Below are 25495 nucleotides of genomic sequence, written 5' to 3'. Positions count from 1 at the left end.
GTTGACTTAACTAAACCCAATGATTCTTAGAGGCGGTCGGGGGAGGAGGGAGAAAGACACATGACCTGAACCCCCATCAGGCCATGCTATCCGAGCGGATGAGCATAGGAATTTCTTAGAGCTAGATTATCTAACTGAGCTTGTCACCAACATCAGCCAAGCTAGAAGCTCATAGATCGTCTAAAAAGCCGTTTCTCTCCTGATAAATCACATCGACTTGATCTCCATACATTGATTGTGCTTTCATCCTGGCCATGCTTTCATCTGCCTCGTCGGGGCTTACAAACCAGCAATACCCATAGAAGAATACTTCCGTCAGATAGCATAGATTGGAATCATTGTCATTTGCGTCAGATGTGATAAAGGTTTCAGTGCTCCCAACGCTCCGAAGGGACATACTGTAGCTTTTCCGTGGTGTCTTAAGAAATACCCGATAGTCAACTATCTGCTGATCCTCATTCACTAGTTTAGTGAAGCTTCGATCATCTGAATAAAAACTTACTTCAATGGAGGTTCCAGCTGCAATGGGTATATCTGGCGACTCCATATCGCGGTGGTTCACATTCATACGCCCTGAAATCAATCGATATGATCGACCGTTCGCAATTGCAACAGAGTTTCTATGGGAGATAAACACCGTCGACTGGCTGTTGTTTTTAAAAACGAAGTGATTGGGCTTTGCTGTTTCGGACACGTCTATAAATCTAGGAACTTTGTACGGTTGAAACAAGCTATCGTGTACACCTACGACTTTCCATTTGTAAGTGAGACACCCCTGTAGTGATAGTGCGCTTATGATTAGAACGATCCATCGGCTTAACATAATTTCTCCTTGCTGTGATTAACCTTCTCTCTCTAAAAGCAAATTTAAGACCATATAATGCGATGTAGCATTTAACTCATAAGCAGCTGCTTTTCGTAGGATGAAGTCGCTGACTCTGTAGTCTTTAGAAGTGATCTATGAGTGGATCAGATATAGAATATTTTCAATTTTGAGCGTATTTCGCTCAAATTTATAGAATTAGTAGAGTATCATTGTATAGATTCGTAATATGTCCATCGCAGCATAGAGAAAATGATCCATGTCGATACATGTCTCGAAATCTACTATGAAATTCGATGATTTGATTCGTTCAATCAAGTTTATCGTTAAAATAACAAGATATCAGCCTGCTCTGCAAAGAGTAGGCTGATATACCAACACCAAATACACTGAGGGATTGCCTTACGGCATCAATAGGTTTCTTGAGTAGACGAGTATAGGTTGCGAGATTAGACTACTATCCTTGTTCTCACTGGCAGTATAAAAGTCTCTTCCATCTCGACTATATGATATAGCTTCACCATTAAACTCAAAAGCTAGGTTGATAATTATAGGATTCCTTGATAAGGCCAATGCTACTGGTTCTCCATTCTGGATCGTATAAAGAAAAGCTTGAGTCTCATCTCTTATAATAATCTCATTACGCAGAGGCGATATATCGGCTGCTGAAGGCACCCTTGTCCAATTACCACTAGCTATAGCCTGTCTCAGAGGAACACTATCAGATGCCAAAATATCAGATCCTAAAGCAACGTATAGCTCAGGTGCTCCCTTTCTAAAAAGATAGACATCGCCATTTGATGGGTCCACAAATAGCGACTCAAAGTCATAGACTTCGCCGCTGTTGTAATTCAGTGTAATCCTTCTTACATTACGACTACTTACTACTTGGCCTAGATTCGCTGTGTTAATCAATGGTTCTTCAATAATGTAGATAAATACTTGACCTGGATTTTTTCCTCCATCACCTATGTCGCCTAGATATATAAAAGGCTTCTGTAGCTGAACCGAGTAGTAGGTGTCAATATCTTCCCAATCTAGGTTGGAAATAGTATCCGAGTTTAAAGTAGCCAGTAGCTCTCCCTTTAGATTCAAAGCAAAAAGGCTTGTTGAAGGGCCAGAGTCATTATGAACCCAAACCATTCCGTCCGAGAAGTAGCTACTTGTCATTCCTGACAGCTCATCGATGCTTGGATCAACGAGAAAACAGCTGTTGCCTGCGCTTTGATTATCGTCATCGTCCCTAATTGTTCGCAATGTCCCATCCTTCAAAATGCAAGATGCTTCAAGAAAATCAAGTGGCCATCCTGCAGCATCAATGCTAACAGGCGGCATGGTTGTAGGCTGGCTTTGAGGATTACGCACCTCGGGAGCCCCTTCAACCCTTTGGGGTTCGCCTGTTCTTTTTGATGTGTCTTTGTTTGTAAAACTGGCGTTGGAACACGCATTGAGTAAACTTATACAAACAAAAAATATTTTCTCTTTCATCAAACACCTCGACTAGGTTGATATATATCTGCTTGTTTGCCCTCGACATCACTCTTCTCAATATTGTCTCTAGTGCTTAGTCACATTGAATTCTCGGCGTTGTTGTCTTCGTCTCTCAATCGTCGCTGTACGGGAGTACTATCTCCTCAATCATTCCTCGACGCCTAGCCGAGAATTCAATGTGACTAAGCACTAGTTTATGATTACTTGACCGAACTCATCCTGACCGCTCGCAAAATTGAGGATGGCGAGATCACATGATTCTACGAATGCAACCTGAGGAGCCTTAAAAAGAAGTCTTGTGCCTAATGATACGTTGGGCACGACGACTTCAAACGTTACACTGGAGGACTGACCGATATCTCGAAAGCCAGCATCCACACACCCGATCTTTTCATTTTTCACGTTTTCGTCATTGGCATTGACTTGCAAATAGCCATACACAAAGAATGTTTGACAATCCGAACATGTTTGATCTGATAGCTCACCTTCAATGCTCCAATCAAATGAAACCTGAAGTACATCGTCTTGACTCGCGATGCTGATTTTTGAACTATCCCTATTAGATCCAGAGATCAAAAAGTTAGAAAATACAACTCCTGCTCGCCGATATACAAGGTCGGCACCTATTGGGATACAGCCGCCGTCAAACATTAAAGAATCGCTACAAGGCAAGAGTGGCTGTTCTTGGATATCTCCAATTCTCACCTTGAATGGAGCACTTGAAGGATCTAAGTCTTCAATGTCAGATAAAATGATAAATCCATCTTTGAGATCCTCAACTTGTAAATTTGTAAACCAGAGGCGAACTTCTGAGAGTGACTTATTGATATTATCTTGAAAATCCACCCCATTCACTACCTCACCATATTGGTCAATCACCAACCACTCCAAATGATTGGGAACTGAAGATACCTGCCCAGATTCTCCTTCAATGCTACACGACGAGAGCTTACCTTCACTGGTCTTCAGACGCCACTCACAGCGAAGGTAAGCACCCGCTACAGGTTGTGGAATAGATGCTTCTTCACTTTCAGTTTCTAACTCAACTGGTTTTTGATTAGTCTGATTTTCCTCAAAATTTCCATCTGATATAACAGCGGTTGAACAACTCAGCACCATGAGATAGATAGCCATAAAGATTGCGTGATCTACTTTCATATGATCCCTTTCTCTTGAGATATTTAGGTCCTGGAGACTAATACGCCTAAGAACAGATTTCTAAATCTCCAGGAGTATTGTCAAATACTCTATTCTCTCTGATCATTTCCTCTAGTAGAAAGATAAATCACTATGCAATTCCACTTCAATGGGTCCTAGTACTTTTCACTTAAGCCTTTCTATCCTAGTTGGTGCATCTTTCACCGTAAAAACCGCTTCTATATTACTATTCATTGACCCCATCGATTCAATGATAGCCAACAGAGCAGCGATCATACATGCTCCTGCAATCCCAACAACAGCCATGACTCGTTTGTTCGCCAATCGATTTTGTTCCATTAGGTTTCTTTCAAACATCGTAAATGGCGATGGCTCTACACTCTGTCTTCTCTTTGTTCTTTCCATCATTTATATCCTTTTCAAAGGCTCCTACTTGAGACACGTCTCAAGTAGGAGCGAAACCAATGGAGTGCCCATCATGGCGCTGCATCCCGCTCTAAGGCAGGGGAGTCCATTCTCATACTCCTTCTAAGCTAATCTCGCAGGTAGTGGCGATCTGAATTCAAATGCCATCAATCTACAGACTCGAAACAAGAATGATCTAACTGTTGTAAAGTACATCTCCATCTTCGTGTAGTGAGATGCGATGTGCCCTATGATTTGAGACTCATTTTTCTCCATGTCAGGAGAGAAACCACAACTGGATAGGCTGTGAAGGCTATTCAATACCTCTTCCTCCTCCTGACTGAGGGTAATCTTTGCCTTCTTCGCGTAGCTGACCACTGACTCATGCCGAGACCTAAACTTTTTCAATGACTTCTTGCCATTTTTTTCTTTGATAATCTTCGCCTTGACAATACTCTCTGCAGAGATATTTAATAACAAAAGACTCGATAGAATAACATCTGCTGTGTAGACTCCAAGAAAACCATTTTCTTTCTCGAGAACATGACTATAGGTATCAACGGACTCCTGCATGGAGTCAAATAGCCTCTCTGCTGCAGCATTCAGTGCTAGGCTCCTAGCGATCCATTTTCGCTCCAAACCATGATCATTCTTTCGATCAATATTTGACATCTTATCGTTTCCTTTCTTTTGGTTTCCATCGATCTAAAGCTTATAGTGCCTGCCTAAAGGCATTAATGGCATTGACAGCATTGCCAGTATTTGTATCGATAATCTCTTCCTGGAGGTCTAGGCAACCAAGCGGCTGATATGGCGTCAAATCAAGAGTCTGATTGTTGCTGACTTGATCAGCTGAAAAGGTTCTACCATTGATTACAAGCGAGTTTAGATTGCCAGTAGCGTTATTCGGTGAAATCGTTAGTTGCCCTGTTTGTGCAATACTCTGGCTGCAAGCTGCTACAGAGACGAAGCTAATCTGCCTCGTTTGAACACCCTGATTGACATTTGACGTTACTGTGAACCTAAAAACATTCTCAATATGAAACGCCTGACTTCCGTTCAAGCTGCATCGCAAGATAGACGCTCCTGTATTTTTGCTTTGATTGAACCCGTAAAGTCTGCGACATCCGGAGAACGCTGAATTCGAAGATTCTGCAGTTGGCGATAGCCAAAATCCAGAATTTAGAAGAGGAACGGGAGTATTAACTCCTTGATTATTCCCATTTGTTGATGGGCAATAGGGAAGCATTCCCGAAGTGGTTCTCATACAAGGGGGGCTATTCGCCGCTTGAGCTTGGCTACCATTTGAATCGATACACGAGGACACCCAACTGTTGTTCAGCTGAACACACGATAGCTGAGCGGTCGAGACCACCACTGTATTTTGCTGGAGAGTATTGTTACATGATGGAACAATATCACCGGTGGTATCCTGGATACACTGTGGCATCGTGAAGCAAACCCGATTATTGATATCTGTAGATGAGCAGACCTGGTTTCCTATGGCTATAAAATCTGATTGACTATTATTGGGATTATTGTTCGTAGGACTTCCTTGATTGCAAGCACTTGTTTGCAAAAGTATTAAACTGGCTGTCATTATTAGATATCTCATTTTTCTCTCCAAACTTAGGAAACAGCATTTTTCCAGTGGTTTATGCTTATGCACTTTGATCAATCTAGTTCATTGATGACAAGTTGATGAAGATACATTTGCTAGATGAAATAGAGCAAGAGGAGGGCCATACCTGAATTTTCTCGGATTTCCAAAAATGTCTCTTATTTAGATCACAAGCTGTGATGAAGGCCAACGATCAATCCGGACACAGTAATTTTTGAGTTTTGACGCGATTGAGAGCTTTATCTAGATAAGACTCAACTTTGTATTTGTAAGACAATTAGTCATGTCATTCAGAAGAGTAGCGCAATGCCTTATGAGGTATATATCGCTGATTATATTTGGTAATTTGGGAATATAAAGTAAGCAAGGTTAGCAATCAGAATCTTGTAGTTGGTATTTTCCAAGTAGTCCTTTGGGATCTGGGAACTTTACCATCAGGCATAAATACATCTGCAGAATCTATTCCCATTTGGAGCATGATATTTGTATATAAACCTTCAGAGCTCTCAAATCAAGAACAACGCTTCCCTGAAGTCAGACTCACTCTCAAAATTCTTTCTTTAGATTTCGATAATTATAGTCACGATGTAAGATAGTAGGTGCCAATACTGCAATGTCGCATATCTTAGCAAGCTTTTCCCTAGCTCATTGCATACTTTAGTTTTGATACGACATCCATCTGATTTAGAGGTTATTAGTTCGTCTACATTCCCGAACATCGAGAATTATCTTTGAATGGGCCCTTATGTGGGGAATTTATGCCAGAATGCAATTCTCCATAGAGTTGGCAACCAAATTGCTTGATGCCTTGTAACGGCATAATATGGAGAAAGAGCTATGCATAAGTTAATCGTAGTAAACCTCACAGCACTTCTCTTGGGAAGTAGCTTGGTGGCTTGCTCGGATCAGGTTACTCAGAATAGACCTTCTACTGCAGAGGAATCAGGATCGGAATCGCAAGGTGAGTTGGAAAATAAAGAGGCTAATCGAATTGACAATTTACTCGACCGTGAGGGTAATAATCCCAATGAGTCTGCTGTCGATTCTGGAACAGAGAATTTCGAAACTCCTCCTCAAGTTCTTGCGAATACGCCAGAAGACATTTCGAAAGCTCTCGAAATGACCTTATTGACCATCGACGGCGTCATCGCCAAATCAAGTGGAGATCTTGTCGAATTTTTGCAAACCACCCGCGAAAGTGTTGAGCTTCTTAAAGAGGAATATGACCTTAACGTATCAGGTATGGGATCAACAGCTGATTCAGTGCCTTAGTACTCAGGATATCCAATTTGAAATTTTTAAAGGAGGAGGATGGAACCTCATCAAAGATCAGGGCTTTCATAGGGCCCTAAAAAACCTCTCAAAGCGTGCAAGAGCCTCTTTACACCTAGCTGTAAAGAGGCTCAAGTTTTTTAATTGAATTGCAAGAGGCTCACCATATTTGGAGACCTTTTTGCTTCAAAGATAACGGAAAAAAAATGCTATAAATCACTCCGAGGAGAAATTGATGATTCGAATGATGTTGATAAATCTGGCGATGCTATCGATGCTATTCATTGGTGGTTGCTCTGATGCACGTGCTTTCCTTAACAAAACATCAACTTCAAAGACTGAGAAACATCCAAGAAGTCTACAAACTAGCCGAAAACATAGTACCAAACCTCATAAGAGAAAAAATAAAAGGAAAAGAACAAGCCATAAGCGCAAATTCCATTCTGAAATTGGAAAGAAGAGAGATATATCTAAATCACACTAAAATTGGCCACGAGGAGCATAACATGACCTTTCTTATTGTTCTTTTGATCCACAGATATACGAAGAATCAAGGTAATTCCAAAGAAAGACCTATGTTACCCGAATACGTATATAATAGACTTCATTTTCAAAGTATTTTGGAGATGAAGCTCTTTTAGTAGTATCAAGAGTGGCAACATTGGTATCTGCTTCACGAGAAAGATCAGATGTTGCTACCCCCTTAACAGTCCTTTCAAGCTTTCACCAATCCTAGTTAATCATTAATTACCATACATTGCAGAACCATTGTAGAATTATGCTGCGGCATAATCCGTGTTACAGTCATTCCACACAGTTTTTCTTCTAGTTTCACCTAGATATTCTCTGGCATCTGAGAATCGAATCATAATCGTTCAATCACTGTTATTTCACTCGGCAATCTGTTAGCGAAAAGTGTAGTCATTACAAGCACCACGTGGAATTCAAGGTTGTCGTTCTCTGGCCCAGACCTTGCTTAATATTTGGGGAAGGGACACATAACATCATCGATAAGACATAAGGAATGGCACAATGCATAAGAACCTCTCAAATCTAACAAAGACAATCATTATCATGCTGGCTCAATTGCTGGTATTCTTCCAGTCTTACTCTCTATTCAGTCAGGCAAATATTGACCTTGGCGGTTTAGGCCTTTCTAGTTTAATCAGTAACCCTGAAAGCAGTGTGCTTATATTGCTCAACATCTCGCTCCTACTTTCCGCTACGGGTGGGCTTTTTTTGAAGAAGTCTTGGCTATACGGAGTCAATGCTGCCCTGTCCGTCTTGCTACTTTTAAGCAATTCTATCGAACTAGGCTCAGTTTTGCTAAGCTATCAATTCGCTTCCAGCTCAATACTACTCATGGTATCTTCATCCTTGGTTTACTGGTTGGCGAAGCCAAATAACTTTGAAGATGGCTGGGTTAGTACTCAAAAGAACTACGTTTTATTCCTCGCCGTATTGTTCACCTTTCAGGGTGTTGAGCTTCTCATGCAGACTTTTATGACATTTGCTGGTGGTTTCGAACTCGAACTCGGAAGCCTCATGAGTCTAGGGTCAATGGATGACTTGCTTATTTTCGGCTTGGTGGGGTCAATTTCTATTATCACAGGCTTCTATACTCTACTCAATGGCAAATCAGTAGCAAAGCGGTACCTAGCTCTTTGGTTGATCATTCACATGACTGCTAGTTTTAGCCTTGTGAGTGTCGAGTTGCTAGGTATTCTATGCTTGATATTACCTGCCGCGATTCTGGCAGTAGAGTCAGTTCGATACATTGTGCAACCTCGCCTAGAGAACCGAAGGTTGAACAACATATTGCTTGATTCTAGCTCCAGTGTGAGAGCTGTTCTCGACTAAAGCCTTATCCAGTACTTAGAGTTTCATATCTCTAGTATCCCTACTTTGAATGTACCCTCTTCGCCTCAGCCCGACTTAATCGGGACTGAGGCACCTCGATTCTTTTAATTAATTCCGATCATGTTATTCCCCAAGTCAGAAGCACAGCTAAAAGCTGAACCATTATCGCTCATTAAATATAGTAATTCGGATGGCAAATCTTACTCAAAAAGAACTCAACTTTCATACCCGGATATCCGTAAAGAAGTTTCGTCTTCATCAGTATTGACTAACTCACTTAAGTTACCCGATTAACGAGAGTTACAAACCATGACGATACGATTTCACCGCAATATACTGCTATTACTTACTTTCATTCTGTCTTGGCAATCCCATGGATGTCGAGACGCAGGCAGCAGCTTCAATCAGAGTACAAGGCCAAGTGAAGAGTCCGAAGGGGTTCCGGGTTATCTGATTCATTGCTCGGACAAGCTAGTCGAGAAAGATAGTTTTTTTGAAGGCGAAGCTCAATGTAAAGTTGCATCAACAGGTATACCAGACGAAATAGTTCGCTCAAAAGGCTACCAATGGAGAGGCACCATTTCAGATTCGACAATCGAAATCGTATCTCAGGAGCTTTCAGCGAGCTCGATCTTTCATCATAGTTTTGTTTTAAAGTCTAAAGATGAAGCTGCGATCAAAGAGGCTTTGAAAACGATGAAAATCGCTGTTTCAGAGCCAGTGACAGAGGTTGTGATCGCGACAGCAATTTTAGGCGATGTTTCAGATTCACAGGCCATTATCAAGCTACCGCAAGATGGGCTAGCTGTCCCTAGTGACCGCGTGCTAGCCATTCATTCAAAGTTGAATGACACCTGCCTTGGAGTAGACATTGGTGATGATCGCAAGGTCATCGCAGAACCGTGCACATCTTCAAGTCTTGCATTGGCATTTACCTTTAGGAAGTACTCAACGGTGAGCGAAGTCTATCATATTGAAGTCGATGGCAGCAGCTTCTGTTTGAGAGAGGAATTGGTTGACACGAATGGAATCATTAGCCCAACTCTCTCTGCAACAAGTTGCGTCGCAGCAGATCCCGATGAAGACTTCTCACTCGTTCGCCAGGGCGATGATATTTGGCTCATTAAAGATCGAAATGGCTTGTGTTTGGGAATTGACTCAGAAGATGACGGTAGATTTTCAATCAGGTTTGATACCTGCGGTGATAGTAGCTCTCAACAGTTCTATTTCACCGACACCTTAAATTTTTAAGAACCGGAGAGCCTGTGTCGCTCTCCGCTTAAAAATAGATCTCCTTAGGCTGATAATTGTTGCTCTGATGCGATTGTTTTCACTTTCATGCGGCCTCGCACTCGATTGATGAAGATAATTAGACCACCAAATCCTAGGAAGCTGAAAATTCCATAAAGTACAGGAGTTGTGCTCTCAAGGAGCATGAAGCAGAGACCCATTATAATGGTAGGGACCAATGCACCCGCCGCCAAGAACAGCGGATTTACAGCCCTATTTGGAAAGAACTTACCTAGAATAGACTGCCCCGCTGGGTTCGGAGCATTGGCAATCACAGTCAAACCACCACCACTAACGGCACCCGCAACAACAGCATATTTAAGCGCTGGTGAAAAGCCTTCAACCAAAGTCGAGAGATACGTAATGGCAGCGTTATCATTAAATGCAGTTAAGGCTGTCGCGATCAACATCAACGGAATTTCTGTTAGGCTTGAGAGAACTGGCGATATCCACCAGCCTTGGACGCCTCCATGATTCACCAATCCAGCCAAAAAGAAACCTACGAGCACAGCAGTCTTCAGCTCAAGTTTCGATTGATATTGAGCCGTAATTTGAGTGAAACCAAGAAAGAAGAGAAAACCTCCCAAAAACATGGCAGGATAGTGAGCGTTGACCACTGTCCAAACCATAAAAAGGACATGGACAAGAGTTATCCAAAAGGGAACCTTCGATAAATCCTCCTGCGATTCGCCTTGGCTCAATTGATCACGTTTTTCAGCCAGCCTAGCTAGCTCTCGCCTGAAGTATAGGTAGAAGAGAGTATTCGCAATAACGATTCCGACTGCTGCCTTCCAGCCGAAGTTCACGAGCATGAATGTCGTTGACCAATCCCATGGCTGAGCAACCATAAGAACCGGTGGAGCCGCGAAATTGCTAAGGGTTCCACCAACAGATACGTTAACAAATAGAAGGCCGAGTGTTGCATACTTAAACTTCGTGGATGGTTCTAGTTTGTAGAATTGCTTTACAAGAAGTAGGGCCGCGATTGTCATAGCAGCTGGTTCAGTAATAAACGAGCCTAACAAAGGAGCAACTGTAAGAATGACTCCCCACCAAGCTGCCGGGCTTCCCGCACCGATAAGCTGTGCCAGACGCTTCATGATGTTCTCTGAGAAGTTCAGAATTGGCTTAGTAGCAGCAATCGTCATGATTACAACCACAAACATGGGCTCTATATAGTTGACTGTATCGCTTACATAGTGAACCATCGTAGACCAGTCTTTAAAACCTGCGATGGCCCCCATAAGAACTAAGACCCAGATCCCGAAAATAGCTTCTACTTCGCCAAAAAAATGGAGAAACTGAGCTAGGATGGACTCACTATGCTCACCACTTTCTAAGCATCTCTGGGCATGTTCTTCTTCAATTTTATGAGACAGGCTCATAATCGAACCGGCCATAAATGTGTGAAATATTGCGCCTAGAAAGATTAGAAGAGCGACAACATTAAATGGATCTGCATCAATCCGAAAACCAAGTTTTTGAAATAGGCCCATGCCCTCGTCTTGGTAACTATTGAGCGGCTTGGGAAACGCTTCATGATGACCCTTAGTGTGATGGCTATCGGCTTCCGTTTCATGATTTTTTTCGTTAACATGCTCATTCAGAGCATCATTGCCTTGGGTTTTGTTGCTCTTTTGAGAAACACGAGTCTGCGTATTCTTAACAACAGTAGCAGCCTTACCATGTACCTCATTTTTTACTTTTTTCTTGTCATGGATTTTCTTTTCGACCCTCAAACGGTCTTCCTTAAGGTCGAAATTTTTGTTGGTTTCTTGCGCCTCTACAACGAGCTCTCCGTGAGCAAAATCGACAGTCGGAATTGGTGAATTTGCTTTAGCAGCTCCCATTAAGCAGGGAGTTAGTAGAAGCAGGCTTGAAACCATCAGTGTGATGGACACCATCGGTGATGAAAAAACTTTCAATCTGATCCCCTTTCAATTCTTGTAAGAGATTTAGCGAAATTGCAGTTCTCTTCATTGGCTTGCAACCCATGTTCCGTCACTAGAAAGCAGAAAATGGCGTAATTTAGTAGGTTTGTGACTCATCACCAAACACCGTTTGAGTTCATTCTATTTAGAACCCGATCTGAGATTGTTGGATGAGACTCATCAACAAGCAGGAATCAGTTAGTAAGTTAGTGTGAAAAAGTTAGAAGTGTTAGCTGAAGGTTGGACATAATTTCATGACAGCTGAAGACTCTTGAATTCATTGCCAGTTTAACGTTGAAGAAACTGCTCTAGGTTCAAAGGACCAACAAGGCCAAAGAGGATTTCCCCGTTCCTCATCTTCCCTATTAGGTATTTAATTTTAGGTGTTTATCGCTCACTTGCAAGATTGCCTATGCGACCTATAGCTGCAAGCTTCCAAACGAGACTTATACGTTTTAATTATAGGTATTTAGCCTAAGCCATCAACTAATGTGACCCTCATAATGAGAGTCTTAAGCCAGGTACTGGCTGAAATCTTTTTGGAAGTCCTAATAATCATAGGGCTAAAAACAGGTAAACCAGGCCTTCGTCTTGCATGATATGTGGCATGATATCAAAACCATCAAATTGGAGCCATCAAATGAAGTCGTCAATTTTTCAAGGAGCGTGCTGCGCGCTAGTCATCATGTCTTGCAGTGATAGTATAGAAGGTCAGAAGCTCCCCGCTAGTTCACCCACTGAAGGCGTTGAACGTCAGATAGCCGAAGAGCCAATCCAAGATAACATCGAACAAGGAGGTGGAGAGGTTACCGAGTCCGTTGGTGATGTTTCGAAGGTCGTCTTGAAAGATGAGGACGAAGCGATTATTCAGGAACGTTGTCAACCAGAAGACCCTACGAAAATATTCTCTGTGGAAGACAGTGGATTGGTGCAAGAATTGATTGTAGATTCAACATTTAGCTCTGTTGTTGTCAATGGTAGCCAGAACACTCTGAGCATCAACTTAAACTTCCCTCAAGCTCTACGTAGCTTTTGTGTCTGGGTCAATGGCAGTGAAAACATCATTAATGTCCAATCCAATCAAACGATCGATATGCTTTTTGTGGGAGTCAATGGTGGCGGTGATAACATAACTCTCGGAATCAAGCCAAGAGTCACCATCAACACTGTATTAAACTTTGTAAATGGCGACTCTATGATCAACCTCCAAGGCATCCCTGGCATCAGCGCGCTTGATTAACTGCTTCCGGCGCTGTTTTCGTAGGGAGACAGTTCGGGATGTCTCCCTAAGGTGCATTACAAAGCCTTTTCTGGCGTAAGCCCTGAACTTACTATGACTTAAAATGTAAGTATTAAACCTATAAACATTTGTTTAATTCTTACCGATAGGGCTTTTATCAAAGAGGAGACCTGTACATGAAATCAATAATCGGATTGAGCTTAATCGTTGCCTTCAGCCTTTCGTGCACCACTATCAGCAAAAAACCCAAGAAAAAGGGCAAGCTGAAATCTAGTAGTCACGTCGAGCGAATTCAAGAACTCTACGGTAAGTGATTACCTTATCGATCTTTCAGAAAACGCGTTCCAAAAATGATCTGCCACTTTCCCTACAGAGCCTTCGCGGCGTCGACAGAGAAATATGTCTACTGAGTCGTCTTGTTGCAAATGGGAAAGGTGAATCAATTCCCCTGCGTCAAGCAGGGGCTTGATATCATGTTCAGGCAACCGTCCCCAACCTAGTCCATTGCTGATAATCTCCAGTTTTGAAGGAGTATCGGTCACTCGCCAGATCAATGCTCCACGATGAACACCCTTTGAAACATCATCCTGGGGTAATGTGCTGCGCTGCACTATCTGAGGGTAGCCTAGTAGCTGGTCTACCGTTTGATCGGCCTTCGGTAAGGCAAGGAATGGATGTTGCCTTGCAATAACAAGCTGGAGCCTTACTTCATCTATCTTTTTCGATTCCAAGCTTTTATCATCTTGAAGATGCTCGAAGATAGCTAACTCCACTTGTCCCTCCTTGAGCATCCGCTCTCCACTCAGTATTTCTCGCTCAAGAATGATCTCTGTTTGAGGAAAGCGACTCATGAGATCTCGGATATGAGGATAAACATGAGTCAGGCCATAGATCCCCGAAACACTTATAGCAAGGCGAGTCTCGATTTGTGTTGAGATTTGCTGGCAAGCATTCAGGAACCGTTGATGCTGTTCAAGCAAGGGTCCACATGCTTTCAGAAACTGGCGACCCTGGGCAGTAAGCTGTGGGCGATATGCACTTCGATCGAGTAACGCAAAGCCCAATTGCTCCTCCAACTGCCCAATGGCATAGCGAACTGCTGACTTCGCTCGGTACAGTCGACGAGCAGACTGAGTGAAGCTTCCTTCCTCACTAAGTACTGAAAAACATTTGATTTGGTCGAGTGTAATGGCATTCATGTTTCAATATTAGCACATCTTGCACCTAATTTTGAGCTATAATTTATTCCATCTTTGGCGATACAGTAAGGGTGTACGGAGGTGCGCTCATGAAGCAAGACAGACGAACCTGGCTCTCGAAAATTGCTGCTGCTGTGGGACTCGTGGGAATCAGCCCCTACTTTCTAAGGAGATGGATGATGCCAAAGCCAGAAAAGCGAATTCACAAGATTATCGACCCAAAAGATAGGCATTGGGTGGGCAACGGCTTCTATGTGAGTACGATGTTCTCAGTTCATTCTGAGGACTATAGGTATCTCAGTCCGTTTATCATGCTCGATCACGCTGCCCCACGTTACTTCGCTCCAACGGAAGAAAAGCATGGGGTTGGTGAACACCCTCACCGAGGATTTGAAACTGTAACCTTTGCAATCAAAGGTGAGATCGATCACCGAGACTCCGGGGGTGGAGGCGGTACCATTGGAACAGGCGGCGTTCAGTGGATGACTGCGGGTGAAGGGGTTGTGCACGAAGAATTCCATTCTCGCCGTTTTGCAGAAAGTGGTGGTGAATTCGAGATGGTGCAGCTTTGGGTCAACTTACCCCAGCGCTATAAGATGACTAAACCAAGGTATCAATCCATCAACCGGGACCAGTTTCCGCATCTGAGCCATCAGGGGCAGGAGATCAAATTGATCGCTGGGACCTTTGCCGACAAACAAGGTCCTGCGCTAACCCATTCTCCTATCACTATGTTCGAAATCTTCGGAAAAAAACCAGGCAAACTAGAACTCGATTTCACCGAAAACTCCAATACAATCTTCATTCAGATTGCAGGTGAAGCCTCCATCGGCGAAAAATCAATCAAGCAAGGTCAGGCAGTTCTATTTCAAAGAACTGGTGCACGAGTGACCGTGAACATCGAAATTGGATCTCATATTTTAGTCCTCAATGGCGAGCCCATCGACGAGCCTATCGTAGCGTACGGACCTTTTGTGATGAACACCCGGGAAGAGATCGTACGGGCATTCCAAGATTTTCAGGCAGGTCAGATGGGACAACTCGTTCACGAGCAAGAAAGAAAGGAAACGTGACATGGGACGACTAGTTGACGGAAAATGGATCGAATCGAGTCTTATCACCAGCGATGAGGAAGGCTCTTTCAAACGCCAACCTAGAACATTTCTCGACACCATCGCAGCTGACCACTCTCGATTCCAAGTTGAAAGCGGTCGGTATCACCTCTACGTTTCGTACGCTTGTCCATGGGCCCACCGTACGTTAATTTTTCGTTCGCTCAAGGAACTTGAGAACCACATATCAGTGAGTGTCGTCCACCCTGATATGATGGAGCAAGGCTGGAGTTTTGCAAGCAACTTTCCTGGTGCTACAGGTGACGAATTGCATGGCTTCGATCAACTTTTCGAAGTCTATCAGAAAGCACAAAGGGACGTCTCAACATCGGTTACCGTACCAATTCTGTGGGACAAGAAGCTCGATACCATAGTCAATAACGAATCATCGCAGATCATTAGGATTTTCAATTCGGCGTTCAATGAACTTACAGGCAATTCCGTCGATTTCTATCCCGAAGCACTGCGATCCGAAATCGATAGCTGGAATGAAGAGATCTACGAGTGCGTGAACAATGGCGTCTATCGGAGCGGGTTTGCCCAAAGTCAATCCGCTCATGAACACGCAGTCAACGAGTTATTTAGAGCGCTCGACAAAATCGATCGCCACCTCAGTCGCCACTCCTACCTGGTAGGCAACCAACTTACTGAGGCTGACTTAAGATTGATCCCAACGCTCCTTCGCTTCGATGTCGTCTACGTCACTCATTTTAAAGCTAATCGTAAGCGGATCAAGGACTACACCCATATTTCGGAATACCTACGCCGATTATACAAGATCCCCGCAATCCATCAGACAACTCATTTCGATCATATAAAGCGGCACTATTACTACTCTCATGAATCAATCAACCCACAGAGAATCATCCCTGTAGGCCCTGATAGCATCTTTTAGGTTATTGCCTCGCAGAAAGGCCTTAGCTTGGATCGAGGTCTACAGGATCACGGAAGAGCGGGGTCGATAGGTGGTTTTCCGAGACTTGCTCATAATAGCAGTATGAGCAAGCTGGAAGATACTTTTCCTCAGCGCCTAGCTCAACTTGGGGGCCCGATTGAGTGGCTATTCCATTGACAAACTTAACGTTAAAGATAGCCTTGCGATTACAGAATGCGCAGGTTGTTTTGACTTCTTCAATGCTATCGGCCAACTCTAAAAGGCGCTGGCTACCTGGGAATAGCTCGGTTTTAAAATCTGTGCGAAGGCCATAGCAGATCACCGGAATATCCCAATGACGGGAAATTTCCCGAAGCTGATCGATGAAAGCTTTCGCCAGAAACTGTGCCTCATCGACAAGAATACAGTGGATTTCATCGAGGATATCTTCTGTGAGAACAGTATCTGTCTCTACCAAAACATCCGCATCCATGGTGAGGCCCGATCGAGACTTGATCACATCAACTCCGAACCGAGTGTCTAGCTTTGGCTTTAATAACAGCACATTTTTGTTCTGATGGCGGTAGTTGTGGGCCACCGCGAGCAAGTTCATCGTCTTAGCACTTCCTACTGTGCCATATCTAAAGTAAAGCTTGGCCATCACATCGTCCTACGATTAAGGTTTGTCAGAGTCTTTTTTAGGCTTTCCTGGGCGATCCTTCGGGCCCTTGTCTCGCCGCCCCTCACCACCAGGAGATGATGGGCGTTTTGAAGAGTTTCGGGGACCACGGCGCTTGCTTGACTCTCCTTTGCGTCCATCCCCCGATTGATTGCGACGAGGCTTACCATCACTGCTAGAGCTTGATGAGCCAGAGCCGGAGCCACTGCTTCGCCCGCGGCCTCGGGGACCGCGGCCTCGTTTCGGACGATTACCAGAGCGTTCACGATTATGTCCCTGACCTCGGGGCTTGCTACCGCTTTCCACCTGCTCTTCCTGCTCAAGTTTAGCAACCGCTGCGGCATCGCTATTATCAGAGCCAGGCATTAGATCGTCAAAGTCAATGTCATCACCCCAGTCATCGTCAACGCCCTCCTTGGCCTCCACAACCTCAAGGTCGTTGAGAGGCAAAGACTTTTGATCGCCGGTATCCAGCTCTACAAGGCAAACTTGGTTTAATATATCTCCCTTGAGAACATCACCATACCCGTCTTCAGGAGTCTTGACCCGCGTTCCCTTAGGCAAAAGTTTTTGTCTAAGCACTGAGTACGTTTCATCTTCATAAGTAAGGCAGCAAAGTAAACGGCCGCACCCACCTGAGACTTTGCTTGGGTTGAGCGCTAAGTTTTGATTCTTCGCCATTTTGATTGAAACTGGCACAAACTCACGAAGGAAGCTAGAACAGCAGAATTCGCGACCACAGATGCCAATTCCACCTGAAAGTTTCGCTTCATCACGGGCTCCAACTTGTTTCAACTCCACCCGAGTCTTTAAACCAGACGCCAGCTCTTTCACCAATTCACGGAAGTCAACACGCCCAGGGGCAGAGAAGTAGATGATTACCTTATTGCCGCCGAATTGGATCTCCACGTTGATCACGTGCATCTCAAGACCTAATTCTTTGATCTTTTCCTTGGAATATTTCTCAGCATGATCGGGATCGAGCCGACCAGCGGTATCCAGATCTTTTTTGGTGGCGATCCGTACAACAGGCTTTAAAGAATCTGGATCACGATCTGAAGCTGCTTCAAAAGCAACACGCTTCACTTCAGCCAAACTCAATCCCCGCTCGGTTTCAACAACGACGCGGTCACCCAGTTTGAGCAGCAGCTCTGCAGCGTTAAAGTCATATATTTTTCCAGCTCGTCTGAACTGGACTCCTACAATATTCATACCTGTCATAAAGGCCTCGACCAATTTATCTTGTCAGAGCAAAGGTTTCCGCAAGCATCTGCGGATTCAACGGCACACCAGTTCCGCTGAAGGACCGAATCGTCCGCAAGGTTTCTCGCCACCGCCTTAAGACAACGGGATCGAGAGAGGGCTGACTCTGCTTAAAATACGCGTCATCAGGCTTCGAACCTTGAAAGCTCCATCTGTAGTACTGATTTAATAATAGCTCAATTCGCTTGGCAAGGTCATTCACCGAAACCTGGTAATCCTTGGTCAGCTGCTTCGCAGCATCCATGGCAGTCTGGGTGCCACGGGAGAAGATCAAGTCTTTCATCAATCGTTCGATGACTTGCTCATCATCAAATTGCTGGCTTTGAATTCGCTCGATGACTTTCCCAGGAGCCATTCCGGATGTGCTTAGGAGTCGCTCTAGCTCACTGTCACTTAAATCGCAATTAATTTGCCCCCGGATCAATGCAATAGATTCCGCGACTGGGGGCGGGATAAGATACCACTGGATCACCCGCGACCGCACCGTATCCAATAGCTGCTTCGGACGACTTGTCGTAAAGATAATGAACGTGTTGTCATTGGGCTCTTCTAAAGTTTTGAGCATCCGATTGGCGGCCTGATGATTGAGTCGGTCAATATCTGGCATCACAACCACCCGCGGCTGACGTCGCCACTGCCCCTTCACTTGGATGGCAGCCGACTGAACAGCAAGATGATCCTGGAGCTGCTGCGCATGCTCAATCTTGAAGGTCTTTTCGGTGGTCAGCCACAACAGCTCTTGATGCTCTCCACGTTTTAAGTCCAGACAAGGGCCACACTGCCCACAGGCAGTTCCGTCTTCGCAGTAAAACAGGCTCGTCAAGGCCCTGACAAAAAGTCTTTTGCCAATACCCTCCCGTCCAACGAACAGTAGTACTTGCGGCAAACGCCCGCTGGTATAAAGGGATTGCAGCTTAAGCAAGGGGCTCTGGAAGCCTACAAGCTTATGCCAGTCAGCTGTGGAATCATGATTTTTCTGGTTCAAACGCTTGTCCCAAATCGCATGTTGATCTCTTTGATCGCCTGATCGATGACGGTATCAGGGTCCTGACTTGCATCGAGGACGACCACTCGCTTTGGAAAACGTCTAGCAACATCGAGAAAGCCGTTGCGGAGAGTCTCATGAAAATCTACGCTCGCCTCGTCATAACGATTACCTGACTCATCCGAAGAGGATCTTTGATTCACCCGATCAAGAGCCACTTTTACGTCACAATCAAGGATAAACGTCAGATCTGGATCGCTCTGCCCCACGGAAAGAGTGATCAGGGTCTCTAGCTCAGCTTGGGGTACACCTCCGCCAATACCTTGATATACACGAGTGGAGTCATGGAAGCGATCACAAAGCACCCAAGACCCTTGCTCCAGGTTTGGCCGGATGAGCTTCTCAAGGTGCTGACATCGTGCCGCACTCACCAGAAACAGCTCCGTCTTGATCGCCAAAGAATCATCAGGAGGAGGAGACATAAAGATCTGTCTTATCTGCTGAGCTACAGGAGTTCCACCAGGTTCGCGAGTCTGCACCAGGCCAAGACCTGCAGATTTGATACGGGACGAAAGACCCTTGGTAAAAACCGTTTTTCCAACACCTTCTCCACCCTCAACTGTGATAAACTTTCCGTGCTCTACCGCCAACGCAACCTCAGATGTGCAAATTTTGCCCAGCAAATGACCAGATTGGAGATTAACAACGCACTTGGCTAAGGTCAATTTCAAGTTCCCGGTGTACCACTGCATTTTCGACACTCAGCCAAGGCTGTAAAACTGGTGCTAGGAACACAAAAAAATTGAGTATATTTAAAAGTTTATACTAGCTCCACCCAGTAATCCCAGCGCCATACTACACTTTGATTTTTTTTGTCCGAAAACACCTATGACGCAAACTTTCAATTTTCATCTCTGAGCCAAGGACTAAGATGGCGAAGAACAGTTACGTTTTGGGAAAACGGATAGCCCGTGGCGGAATGGCTGAGATCTACATGGGCAAGGCCATCGGTGAGGCGGCCTTCCAACGGATCTGTGCCATCAAACGGATTCTGCCACACTACGCCCAAGACAAAGAGTTCGTTGAGATGTTTCGCGATGAAGCCCATATTTGCAAACGACTTCAGCACGCCAATATCGTTCAGGTTTACGACTTCACCGAGGTCGAAGGTTCCTACGCATTGATCATGGAGCATGTGGATGGCTGTGACCTTCGCACCTTGCTATCCGCTTGCGAAGCCGCCAAAACAAGACTGACCGTGCCTATGTCCCTCTATATTGCCGCCAACTCCGCACGCGCCCTGCACTATGCACACACCAAGTCAGACGAAATCACCAAAGAGCCCTTGGGTATTGTTCACCGCGACATTTCACCACAGAATATCCTTTTGTCGTACGAAGGCGAGGTTAAAATCACTGACTTCGGCATCGCATCTGCGGAAAACAAGATCACTGAGACCCGGCCAGGGGTGGTGAAGGGTAAATACTCGTATATGAGTCCCGAGCAAGTCGCGGCCAAGCCACTCGATGGTCGATCCGATATATTCAGTCTCGCGATTGTTCTTTGGGAATCACTGGCAATGAAGCGGCTGTTCGCAGGGCAGACAGAAGTAGAGAGTATTCGTAAGGTCCAAAACTGCGAAATATCCCACGACCTCAGAGAGCTAAACGGTGACGTTGACGAAGAGCTGTTCCAAATTGTTATGAAAGGCCTAGCGAAAGAGCGAAAGCTTCGCTATCAGTCTGCGGCTGCATTTGAAAAGGACCTTCTACGCTACCTTCACTCTCGATACTCAGACTTCACATCAAGTGAGCTGGGCAACTTTTTGAAGCGTATTTTGGCTAAAAAACGCGGCAAGACCCAAGATGATATCAAAGAAACCCTTTCACAAATGCAGTCGAGTCAGCAAGCTCCAGTCCACCAAGCGACATCCCTCCACACCAATGTTCGTGCCGATAACTTGATCGACCATGGTGGAACTGGGATTCATCGCAGTACGGTTCAACCAGTAAACGCCAACACCGGCTTCCAACAGCCCGCAGTCAAGTCGAAACCTCCTCGGTCGTTTGGCAACCAAAAGAACCAAGGTACCCAAAGGCGCGGAGCGATTCCCCATCCTGTGTATCGTCAATCAAATTTTAAGCGGCGCCGGGATGGGCGAATGATTCTTCTAAGTCTGGTCGCGATTATCGGTGTGGCGATATTTTTTCTAACCCAAAACAATCCTGGAGATCAAAAACTCCACCTTAAGATCAGCACCGAACCTGAGTCGATATTGATCGCAATCAATGGTAAGAAAATTCACAATGGCTATACGAAGACACCAGCGAAGATATCTCTCAAGCCAGGCAACTATCAGATAGAATTTAGCCGACCTGGCTATCAAAGGGAGGTCGTAAAGGTTCGGGGTAAATCTGGTGGCACAAGGAATCTACAGAAAGTATTTCTCAAACGGCAGGCACATTCTAATTTGGTGCCAGTCAAAATCATCGCACCTGAGCGGAAGCTTTTCATCAATATCGACAACGGCTTGTTCCGAGGTGCAACTCCAATGAGAGTCGAGCTTACCCCTGGTGCAAAGCATAGCATCACGTTTAACTCTGGAGACCGACAGAAGAAAGTTCTGAAGTGCACATTTAGAACAGTGAGGCCACCTAAGGGTAAGCAGCTGACCGTCTTGATACGCCCCTCTAAACAAGGTAAAGCGCGGTGCACCATTCGCTAGGACCTTCTTTTAAATATTGCCACTCCTGGTTTACCATCACAAAGCTCATCCGAGCCGATGGAAATCGACCCCTCATCTTCGACTTCCAGATCGAGAAACCGAATCATACGCCTATTCCCAGTACCAACGACTGCTTCATCGATCCTAAGGCCGTCTGAGTCGGCGATGTAGACCCCCTTAGATTGCAGCTGTTTTTTGCCATTCGCTAACTTATAGTATGCGGTCTGAGAAAAGTCATGGCGATTGAAGGTGATAGTCAGACTAATCTGCTGGTTCTTTATTTGCCGGTTGAGCTTGTTGCTTTGCTCGATATCTTCGCAGTAGAAACTGCTAAGCGACCAAGAACCTTGCAACTTATGGTAGGTGTCGTCGCTGTCGTCAATGGTCGTACAAGCCAGATAGAGCCCAGCCAGCAGTAATATCAGCAGGTTTTTCATATTATTTCCTTAAGGCGTGATCGCAATCGGACGTCTTCCCACCTTCATGCAAAAAGTGAACCTTGGGCTAAGATTTAATGCTAACTGCTGCGATAAGCTTACTGGACAGGACTAGGGAAAGGAATGATAGTTGCGCCTTCTTTAGGCTTTTGAGCCTTACGAACCTTAAGATCTCGTTTATTAGTCGGCTTGCTGACGATCGGCTCATCTCCTTGACGAACCATAAGAGTTGCCAAACCACCATCTTCGAGAAGTTTACCAGCAGCAATTCCTGCTTTGACAACATGAGCTACCCTGACGTCAAACCCTGGAGTGGTTGGCAACCTATCTAGGCCGGTGCTTTGATGGGCCCGGATGACGGTAAGAGTCGCCTCTTCTAAATTCCCTGCCAGGACGTACTGCTTGAACAAGAGGCAGTAAATATCGCAAAGCATGCGGCTCACGTTGGGTTGCCGCTCTACACTTTCCACTTCTTCTAGAATATAAGCAACTTGGTCGAGAACATTGGCAGATTGCTGATGGTTGCCCATCTTGTCCTCGAAATGAGCCCTGAGCATGGGTGCAAAAAGCCCACGAGGCACCAGAACCTGAACGTAATAGAAGCACGCATAAACACGATCAAAACCCCGGAAAAAGCGTAGCGGTGCTGACAGGAGCAGGCAAATAAGTAGCCCAAGTGACTCCAAAATTTCCATGATCGCATCAAAAAGTTGTCTAAGACGGTTTGTCATGAAGTGCGCGCCTCGTTCAGAGATTCAGTTCAAAGTTGTTTCTCTACCATGTTTCGCCCGAAGGAGCCAGATTTCGGCGCAATTATTTGCTCTGAAATTGTTCAAAAACCCTCATCCAGTGTATCCTTTACAAAGATCATCAACAGTTTCCATGAGATAAATATGTCAAACAATCAAAGTTTCTGGGCTCGGACATTAAAGACTCTAGGGCTCCATCGCAAAGATCTACGTGCTTGGGCATACTATGACATAGCAAACTCATCATTCGCCGTTATCATCATGGTTGCCATTCTGCCGGTGTATTTTGCAGATGTCGTAGCCAAAGAGCTTCCTGCCAACGAACGCACTGCCCTTTGGGCGTACATATCCAGCTTTGCATTGTTGGTTACTGCCTTGGCCTCGCCAATCCTGGGCACCATTTCCGACTGGATTCGCGGCAAGAAGAAGTTTCTTCTTTACCTCACTGTGAGTGGCGCACTGTCATCAGCAGCACTCGCATTTTCAGGTGAAGGCTTGATCTCTCTCACCGCAATTCTCTATATTCTTGCTAACATATCATTCGCTCTTGGCAATGTTTTTTACGAGGCAATGCTTGTGGATCTTTGTGACGAGGATGAGGTTCACGTCACATCGACTTCAGCGTATGCCTTAGGATATATAGCCAGCGCTGTGATCCTAGCCCTCAACTTGTCCTGGGTTATGTCACCTGCTACCTTTGGCTTTACCGATGCTGATGCTGCGATCAAGGCCTCGTTTGTGAGCGTTGGCATCTGGTGGATCGTGTTTAGCATTCCTCTATTCAAGCATGTAAAAGAACCTGAACCCAGAGTCAGAAGATCAAATGTCGGCGGCGGAGTTGTCAAAGAATCGCTGGTTCAGCTCTACCACACTTTGAGAGATAGCCGACAATTCCCCAACCTTTTCATCTTTCTCATTGGCTTTTGGTTTTACTCCGACGGGATTGGCACCATCATCAAGCTGGCGACTGTATACGGTAAGGAAGTGGGTATTTCAAACGATCACCTCATTGCAGCAGTACTCATGATCCAGGTTGTAGGGGTTCCTAGCTCATTTATCTTCGGTCCGCTGGCAATGAAAATCGGGCCCAAGAACGGGCTTTACATCACTCTTGTAATCTACACGGTGCTAACCATTGGCTCTTATTGGATGACCACAGCCCTTCACTTCTGGGTTTTAGCTATTGGTGTTGCTTTGGTGCAAGGAGCGTCGCAGGCTCTGAGCCGCTCCATTTATGCACTGATGGTTCCCAAACATCGTGCCTCTGAGTTCTTTGGCTTCTTCAGCGTGTCCAGCAAGTTCGCTGGTATTTTGGGTCCACTGATGTTCGGGGTTATTAGTCAACTCACAGGCGGCAGCCGAAACTCATTGATCTTCATCTGCCTGCTTTTTGTGGTCGGTATTTTCTGCCTGACTAAGGTCGATATTCAAAAAGCCCAGCAAGAGGCTTTGGCTGACAAAGGAGTCTAAAGCAAATTCCCAATTTGATCCGCTAGCTTATAGGGATTGATAGGTTTGAGAATTTGCGACGAAAAGCCAAGTTCTTGTACCGCCTCGTCATCGAACTTACTAGTCGCTGTAAGCGCTACAACGGGCGGATGATTGCCAGACTTTTTAAGTTCTGCCATCACTTCCAGTCCGCTCTTAACCGGCATATGGATATCAAGCAGAACTAGGTCGTATGTTGAAACTGCAATCTTCTGGAGCGCTTCGAGGCCGTCCGAGGCCTCGTCGACCAACGCCCCCAAGTCCTGCAAAATATACGATAGGACAAGGCGGTTATCGGGGAGATCTTCGACGATCAAAATCCGTTTATGTTGAAGCTCTTTCACGGATTTTTCTTATCCTTCAAATGGTTCAACTTCTTCGAGAAAATCGACGAACTTAAAGCCTGCTAAGTCCTCTGCCGCGATGATCATCATATCGCCATCAGTCGCATCATCGTCCTCTTTTGTGGCAAGGTAGGACCCCTGAGCTCCTTGATTTGGGTGGTAGTTAATGATTTGCCACATTTGCTTTTTTTCTCGATCAAATACTCGAAATGGAACCATGAGACTCTTGCCTTTCTACTTCTTATTTCTAAGCCTTTTTGGCTTTGATGAAATGGTCTTAGCCTTAACGTTGACCGTCTTTTTCTTTGCCAAAGACGGTAAGGCTATCTCGTATAACTGCTCAGCAATAATCTTGTCAAAGTTTGAACGTGTCGCTCCCCGTTCCAGAAGGTTGAGGAATGTTTCGAGAAGAGGGGCTTGCCGGTAAGAAATCCTCCGCCCTCCTACATCGATGACGACACCAAGTCTCGGTAAAAAGGGGAGTTTCCTCGTCCGGGTACGCGACGCTCGCTCGATCTTGAATATATTCACCATACCCTAGCCTTTCTA

At 45.0% G+C, this 25495-nt stretch carries 26 protein-coding genes; 9 read left to right on the top strand and 17 right to left on the bottom strand.

The features are described from left to right. Positions 1-169: 169 nt before the first annotated feature. The 6 genes from B9N89_RS02840 to B9N89_RS02820 all read right to left on the bottom strand — a co-directional run bounded on the left by B9N89_RS02840 (position 170) and on the right by B9N89_RS02820 (position 5492). Positions 170-823 (bottom strand): hypothetical protein, encoded by a 654-nt coding sequence (locus tag B9N89_RS02840; RefSeq protein WP_132315575.1) that lies wholly within the window; start codon positions 821-823, stop codon positions 170-172. A gap of 402 nt (positions 824-1225) precedes the next feature. Then, a complete protein-coding gene (locus B9N89_RS02835) occupies positions 1226-2311 on the bottom strand; it encodes a hypothetical protein (RefSeq protein ID WP_132315577.1) in 1086 nt (361 codons plus the stop codon). 192 nt (positions 2312-2503) lie between these two features. Continuing rightward, the gene (locus tag B9N89_RS02830) at positions 2504-3472 is read right to left on the bottom strand and encodes a hypothetical protein (protein ID WP_132315579.1); all 969 of its coding nucleotides are present in this window, start codon (positions 3470-3472) and stop codon (positions 2504-2506) included. A 165-nt stretch (positions 3473-3637) separates the two neighbouring features. After that, positions 3638-3877, bottom strand: a complete 240-nt coding sequence (locus tag B9N89_RS31195) for a hypothetical protein (RefSeq protein ID WP_132315581.1) — start codon at positions 3875-3877, stop codon at positions 3638-3640. Positions 3878-4000: 123 nt separating this feature from the next. After that, entirely contained in the window at positions 4001-4549 is a 549-nt protein-coding gene (locus tag B9N89_RS02825) for a hypothetical protein (RefSeq protein WP_132315583.1), read from the bottom strand. Between the two features lie 40 nt (positions 4550-4589). Next, positions 4590-5492 (bottom strand): hypothetical protein, encoded by a 903-nt coding sequence (locus B9N89_RS02820; RefSeq protein ID WP_132315585.1) that lies wholly within the window; start codon positions 5490-5492, stop codon positions 4590-4592. An 843-nt stretch (positions 5493-6335) separates the two neighbouring features. Here B9N89_RS02820 and B9N89_RS02815 point away from each other — a divergent pair. The 3 genes from B9N89_RS02815 (at position 6336) to B9N89_RS02805 (ending at position 9881) form a co-directional block, all read left to right on the top strand. Next, entirely contained in the window at positions 6336-6770 is a 435-nt protein-coding gene (locus tag B9N89_RS02815; protein WP_132315587.1) for a hypothetical protein, read from the top strand. Between the two features lie 1032 nt (positions 6771-7802). Further along, positions 7803-8630, top strand: a complete 828-nt coding sequence (locus B9N89_RS02810; protein WP_132315589.1) for a hypothetical protein — start codon at positions 7803-7805, stop codon at positions 8628-8630. Positions 8631-8939: 309 nt separating this feature from the next. Next, positions 8940-9881 carry a hypothetical protein gene (locus tag B9N89_RS02805; RefSeq protein WP_132315591.1) on the top strand — a complete coding sequence of 314 codons (942 nt, stop codon included), beginning with the start codon at positions 8940-8942 and terminating at the stop codon, positions 9879-9881. Positions 9882-9925: 44 nt separating this feature from the next. Here B9N89_RS02805 and B9N89_RS02800 read toward each other — a convergent pair whose 3' ends face one another. Then, positions 9926-11845 (bottom strand): putative Na+/H+ antiporter, encoded by a 1920-nt coding sequence (locus tag B9N89_RS02800; RefSeq protein WP_200820652.1) that lies wholly within the window; start codon positions 11843-11845, stop codon positions 9926-9928. Between the two features lie 646 nt (positions 11846-12491). Here B9N89_RS02800 and B9N89_RS02795 point away from each other — a divergent pair. Both B9N89_RS02795 and B9N89_RS31190 read left to right on the top strand, forming a co-directional pair. Then, positions 12492-13091, top strand: a complete 600-nt coding sequence (locus tag B9N89_RS02795; RefSeq protein ID WP_132315593.1) for a hypothetical protein — start codon at positions 12492-12494, stop codon at positions 13089-13091. A gap of 176 nt (positions 13092-13267) precedes the next feature. Then, positions 13268-13405, top strand: coding sequence for a hypothetical protein (locus tag B9N89_RS31190; RefSeq protein ID WP_159455097.1), 138 nt, complete (start codon positions 13268-13270; stop codon positions 13403-13405). On the opposite strand, the gene B9N89_RS02790 is transcribed toward B9N89_RS31190, so the two are convergent. Continuing rightward, entirely contained in the window at positions 13406-14290 is an 885-nt protein-coding gene (locus B9N89_RS02790; RefSeq protein ID WP_132315595.1) for a LysR family transcriptional regulator, read from the bottom strand. 179 nt (positions 14291-14469) lie between these two features. Here B9N89_RS02790 and B9N89_RS02785 point away from each other — a divergent pair, with 179 nt between their 5' ends. After that, on the top strand, positions 14470-15363 hold the full coding sequence (locus B9N89_RS02785) for a pirin family protein (protein ID WP_132315764.1): 894 nt from the start codon (positions 14470-14472) through the stop codon (positions 15361-15363). 1 nt (position 15364) lies between these two features. Next, entirely contained in the window at positions 15365-16297 is a 933-nt protein-coding gene (locus B9N89_RS02780) for a glutathione S-transferase family protein (protein WP_132315597.1), read from the top strand. A gap of 22 nt (positions 16298-16319) precedes the next feature. On the opposite strand, the gene B9N89_RS02775 is transcribed toward B9N89_RS02780, so the two are convergent. The 4 genes from B9N89_RS02775 to tmk are packed head-to-tail and all read right to left on the bottom strand — an operon-like array spanning position 16320 to position 19928. Further along, positions 16320-16937: a thymidine kinase gene (locus B9N89_RS02775; RefSeq protein WP_132315599.1), complete on the bottom strand. Its 618-nt coding sequence runs from the start codon at positions 16935-16937 to the stop codon at positions 16320-16322. Positions 16938-16952: 15 nt separating this feature from the next. Then, the gene (locus B9N89_RS02770; protein WP_132315601.1) at positions 16953-18176 is read right to left on the bottom strand and encodes a PSP1 domain-containing protein; all 1224 of its coding nucleotides are present in this window, start codon (positions 18174-18176) and stop codon (positions 16953-16955) included. A 16-nt stretch (positions 18177-18192) separates the two neighbouring features. Further along, positions 18193-19203: an AAA family ATPase gene (locus B9N89_RS02765; RefSeq protein ID WP_159455096.1), complete on the bottom strand. Its 1011-nt coding sequence runs from the start codon at positions 19201-19203 to the stop codon at positions 18193-18195. Then, entirely contained in the window at positions 19200-19928 is a 729-nt protein-coding gene (gene tmk, locus B9N89_RS02760; RefSeq protein WP_165931687.1) for a dTMP kinase, read from the bottom strand. Before tmk ends, B9N89_RS02765 begins: the two co-directional genes overlap by 4 nt. 206 nt (positions 19929-20134) lie before the next feature. On the opposite strand from tmk, the gene B9N89_RS02755 reads away from it, so the two are divergent. Beyond that, positions 20135-21928 (top strand): serine/threonine-protein kinase, encoded by a 1794-nt coding sequence (locus B9N89_RS02755; protein ID WP_132315607.1) that lies wholly within the window; start codon positions 20135-20137, stop codon positions 21926-21928. On the opposite strand, the gene B9N89_RS02750 is transcribed toward B9N89_RS02755, so the two are convergent. Both B9N89_RS02750 and B9N89_RS02745 read right to left on the bottom strand, forming a co-directional pair. Continuing rightward, positions 21925-22365 (bottom strand): hypothetical protein, encoded by a 441-nt coding sequence (locus B9N89_RS02750; protein ID WP_132315609.1) that lies wholly within the window; start codon positions 22363-22365, stop codon positions 21925-21927. The genes B9N89_RS02755 and B9N89_RS02750 overlap by 4 nt on opposite strands. A gap of 98 nt (positions 22366-22463) precedes the next feature. Further along, complete coding sequence (locus tag B9N89_RS02745) at positions 22464-23096, bottom strand: hypothetical protein (RefSeq protein WP_132315611.1); 633 nt, start codon at positions 23094-23096, stop codon at positions 22464-22466. A 162-nt stretch (positions 23097-23258) separates the two neighbouring features. Here B9N89_RS02745 and B9N89_RS02740 point away from each other — a divergent pair, with 162 nt between their 5' ends. Next, entirely contained in the window at positions 23259-24584 is a 1326-nt protein-coding gene (locus B9N89_RS02740; protein WP_159455094.1) for an MFS transporter, read from the top strand. On the opposite strand, the gene B9N89_RS02735 is transcribed toward B9N89_RS02740, so the two are convergent. From B9N89_RS02735 to B9N89_RS02725, 3 genes are read right to left on the bottom strand one after another with little or no spacing between them, the layout of a single operon-like run. Continuing rightward, a complete protein-coding gene (locus B9N89_RS02735) occupies positions 24581-24946 on the bottom strand; it encodes a response regulator (RefSeq protein ID WP_132315615.1) in 366 nt (121 codons plus the stop codon). The two genes, B9N89_RS02740 and B9N89_RS02735, sit on opposite strands and share 4 nt — an antisense overlap. Positions 24947-24955: 9 nt before the next feature. Continuing rightward, complete coding sequence (locus B9N89_RS02730; RefSeq protein WP_159455093.1) at positions 24956-25126, bottom strand: hypothetical protein; 171 nt, start codon at positions 25124-25126, stop codon at positions 24956-24958. Between the two features lie 54 nt (positions 25127-25180). After that, positions 25181-25480, bottom strand: a complete 300-nt coding sequence (locus B9N89_RS02725; protein ID WP_132315617.1) for a hypothetical protein — start codon at positions 25478-25480, stop codon at positions 25181-25183. Between the last annotated feature and the right edge of the window lie 15 nt (positions 25481-25495).

The organism is Pseudobacteriovorax antillogorgiicola, assembly GCF_900177345.1.
GTDB lineage: Bacteria > Bdellovibrionota_B > Oligoflexia > Oligoflexales > Oligoflexaceae > Pseudobacteriovorax > Pseudobacteriovorax antillogorgiicola.
This window is presented reverse-complemented; position numbering and strand designations above follow the sequence as displayed.